This window comes from Neisseria sp. HMSC073G10, assembly GCF_001812605.1.
GTDB lineage: Bacteria > Pseudomonadota > Gammaproteobacteria > Burkholderiales > Neisseriaceae > Neisseria > Neisseria subflava_A.
Map to the genome: position 1 here is coordinate 3869 of NZ_KV809532.1, position 4136 is coordinate 8004.

2 protein-coding genes and 1 pseudogene are annotated in these 4136 nt (G+C 44.3%); all 3 read right to left on the reverse strand.

Annotated features, from left to right (window positions below; all coding sequences use genetic code 11):
- A pseudogene (locus HMPREF2865_RS07355) lies at positions 1-616 on the reverse strand (hemagglutinin repeat-containing protein); the annotation flags it as partial.
- A 363-nt stretch (positions 617-979) separates the two neighbouring features.
- A complete protein-coding gene (locus HMPREF2865_RS07360; protein WP_070646590.1) occupies positions 980-1642 on the reverse strand; it encodes a hypothetical protein in 663 nt (220 codons plus the stop codon).
- Between the two features lie 2 nt (positions 1643-1644).
- Positions 1645-4136: hypothetical protein (locus tag HMPREF2865_RS12180; RefSeq protein WP_070646591.1), on the reverse strand; the 2492-nt coding region annotated here is incomplete at its 5' end.

Consider the following 4136-nt stretch of genomic DNA (forward strand, 5'->3'; position numbering starts at 1 on the left):
TGCCGCTGCGGGTGGTGCTGTTTTTGCTGTCTCCGTCGCTGCCGTAGCCTACTGATGAACTTGCGCCGTTTTTATCGGCCACGCTTGTCAGGTGTTTGTTTTGAGGCTTATTTTGTGCTCCCTGCCCCAGTGTTTTGCCACTTACGGCAACGTTGGCACCCAATCCAAAACTTTCGCCTTCGTATCGGCTGTAGTTTTGAATGTCGCTATGGGTGAGGGTGGCCGTCTGAAAGCGGTTTTTGCCTTCATCTTCTGCGCTTTGGCCAGACGTGATGATGCCGCCTGTTAGCCGGGTGTGCCCGCCTACTTGCACATCAAAGCCATCATCACCCGCAAACAATCCGCTTTGTTCGCTCACGCTGCGGTGTTCGGCGTTGATTTTGCTTTGGCTGTAATCGCCTGAGGCGGATGCGCCATAGCCTACGGTTACTTGGGCGCTGATGTTTTGTTGGCGGCTGCGGTAGTCGGCGGTGTCTTGTAGGCTTTCTATATTGAAGTTGGTGGCGCGTACGGTGATGCCTTTGCCTGTTACTTGTGCGCCTTTGATGTTGGTGTCGCCACCGCTCACAATAACGGTGGGACTGCCTGCGCTGCCGACATGGCTGTGGCGGTAGGTGGTTTGTTCGGCACAGGTTAAAACCATATCGGCAGATTATTTCAGGCTGCGTAAACTGCTGGATAGACGCATTTATGAGCTATGTGCCAAACATTGCGGGAAGCAAAATGAATGGCACATTTCTCTGGAAATACTGCATAGAAAATCGGGCAGCATGGCAACGCTGCGCCGTTTTAGGCAGGCGATTAAGGAGTTGGTAGCCAGTAATGATTTGCCCGATTACCGACTGACTTATGATGATAAGAAAGATATGTTGAAAGTGCGAAATCGGGATTTGTCTAAATTTCTCAAAAAATCACCATAGGCAGTCTGAAAGCATAAATTAAGGTTTTTCAAGCTGCCTAAATGTGTTTTTTAAAGCACCTATTTTTTATGGGTTGTAAATAATGCTGCACGTCCTTTATAAAAATCCAAGTTAAACAAATCAATATTAAAATGTTTGCAATATTCAGCAACCATATCAACCGTTAATCGCTCCTTTTTGATTCTTTTTTCATAACTAGCTAAATCCTCAAATACAAAAGGTTTTCCGCTTTGTTCAAAAGTTGTTTTACTGGTTTCTTTATGCACCATAATTGTTCTACTTTCTACTGCATATTCTGAAATTTTATTTGCACCATTTCGCCAATGAAACATTACCGCACCAAATTCATCTTTCTTAAAATCTGGAGAAAGATATAAGCTGATATTCTGAACTCCCAAAGTTTTGGATAGATAACTAGGTTGGCTAAATACGTCTGTACCACGATATCCATTTTCCATATATAAGCACCATTCAGAAGCAGTCTCTAAAATAATATATTTATTGGGGTATCTTTGCGCAAAAGGTTCCAACATTTTAATTTTATCTGACAAACTTAATTCATCAGATACTTTTTGATGATGTACTGTCCACTCCCATATTAGACCAAGCTCTTGCAATCTTTGCTCAAAATGTAACACCATTTCATTAAATGGTATTTTTAAAAAGCTCAAACGGGTGGTATGGGGTTTATGATCTTGTAAAAAAAACTGTGGGTTATTCATAATCAATCTAACGTCCTTAAAATAACAATAGCATCTTTATCATTACTGAATATTCGATCTGCATGTGGCATTCCGCGCGATGAAGTGCTTCGATCGTATTCAATATACACTCTTTTACCTGATGGGAGGATTGCTTGCAAGTCTGGGCGGCATATTCCTACGCGACAAAGATTTCCATTAACCTGTTGCTGATTAATCCTAATATCTGTCGCACCTAAATTTTCTAAATAGGTTGCATCAGCTTGTACAGCTTGGTTTTGTGTTAAAGTTTTACCAATAGTTCTCCCTTCTAGATTTTTTGCTTCTGTTGGTGTGGGATTAACAGCACTATCCCTTGCAGTTCTCGCAATTGCTGGTCTTTGGTTGGAAGTTAATATGGTACCGCCTTTTGCTAAATGATTAATGATTGCTTGGTCTGATTTGGATAAACCATTTAACGAACTACTTAATGATGGACTACGTGGTGCAGGCAACGCCCTTTGCTCAGTTACCCCTGCATAACTAACATTTTTACCATTAGGCAAAGTTGCTTCCACTCCCTTGCCTGTTAGCCGTGCAATTGTCCCTGCTGGCAGGGTTGTTCCATTGGACAGATTCTGTGCCTGTGTGAGCTTAACGGTTTGATTAGGTATCAACGTTCCACTGGTAAAATCAAATGCTTTTCCATTTGGAACAATTGGTGCTTGTTTTTTTATCTCTGCTGCCAGTTGTGCAGCAGATAACTTACCTGCGCGGTACAGTTTATATTTGTTAGCCAATTTACTAGGGATACGTCCTGCTAGCTCCATTACTGGCAATTGATACCACATCAACCGTTGTTGGGTTGCATGATTGTATTCATATATTCTACCTGCATCGTAATCTCTCCCTTGTAAACGTAGCAGGGCTATACGGTTAGTCTCCATTTGTTGATCGTCTAGTGGACCCACTTCATCACTGGTAGACGAATCATAGACGTATCTCGGCAAGGAAATTATGCCTTTCCCAATTATCTTTGGATCATTATGTGCATCGTTACTGCTATCTTTATAGCCTTGTTCCATCCCTCTTCTAAAATCCGTTGAGGCATTACGGTTTTCAATCCGAATACTATGCAAGAATTTATTTATTTCGTTTTTATCGGTATAAGCACTAAATAATGCTTTTAAATTTCTGTCTGAATCTAAATATTCACGATTAGTAGCTGTAAAGAATTGATGACTTGCACCAAAATTATCTAGATAATGAAATCTAGATGTGTTTTGAGATAAAAACTGTTCTGCAAGTTCATTGCGTCCATGCAGTATTGCCCATTCGCTGTCCACCATCGCGGCAGCTGCGCGGTCTAGCTGAATTTGAGCCTCTCGGGGAGTTAAATTTAATCCTTTGTTTTTTAAATAGTTAATATATTTTTGTAGTGTATCTTTACTGTGTAACCACTTCACTTCATCAGGATGCAACTGGCGATTAAACCAATCCGCATTCGCCCCCGCAACCGCCGCACCCGTGCTTCCACCCGTCAGCGTACCAATCGCTGCGCCTCCTAGGGTGTCTGCCAGTAATTGCCCTGCGCCACCAAATTTGTCGCCTACTTGGTTTAAATAGGGTGCTGCTAGCGATGAGGTGCCTGCTCCTACTGCGCCTTGTGCATCACCTGTTAAGAGTGCTCCTACCCCTGCGTGGAGCGCAGCTCGCCCTAATCCGCCTTCCTTCCATGTGTTGTACTCTGTTTGATGGTCGGATAGGTATTGGTCTGCAAGGGCGAGTTGTTGCTGCAGTTGGGCAATTTGCTCAGGGTTTTGCGCGTCTTTTAATTGCTCTTGTAAATTTGCTTTGGCGATTCGAACGCGCTCGTAGTTCTGTATATTGCCCAGTTTATCTGCTGTCCAAGCAACAGTTTGAGCGGCAACGGGTGCAAATTGCTGCGACACTTCGCGCTGCAAATCCAGCTCGCTTTGCACTTTGTCCGCATCAAATCGGTTTTTCAGGCTGCCTGATTGTTGACCGGCATCCTCGGTGCGGATGTCGGTGTACGCCAGTTGCGCGGCTTTGTCTGTGCCGTAGCCTGTTTTGGCGAGCTGTCCTGCCTCATCGGTGAGGATGATGTTGCGGGTGTTGATGCCGCTTTTTGTGATGCTGCTTTGACTGTCTCCATCGCTGCCGTAGCCAATGGCGTTATTGTTGTTTTGACCTTTAGAAGCATCAGTCAAGCGGATTCCCGGGCCGGAATCGGCAGGACGGTTTTGCCCCATTGATTCACCGCTGATTGCAACACTTGCCCCGATACCGAAACTTTTGCCTTCGTAGTGGCTGTGGTTTTGAATGTCGCTGGCAGTAAGGGTGGCCGTCTGAAAAAGTTTTTTTCCTTTGTCTTCGGCACTCTTGCCGGAGGTGATGATGCCGCCCTTGAGGTCTGTGTTGTCTCTGACTTTGATTTGATAGCCGTCTTCTCGGGCATAAATACCACTTTGCTCGGTTACGGAGGCATGGTCTGCTTTGACTTTGCTTTGGCTGT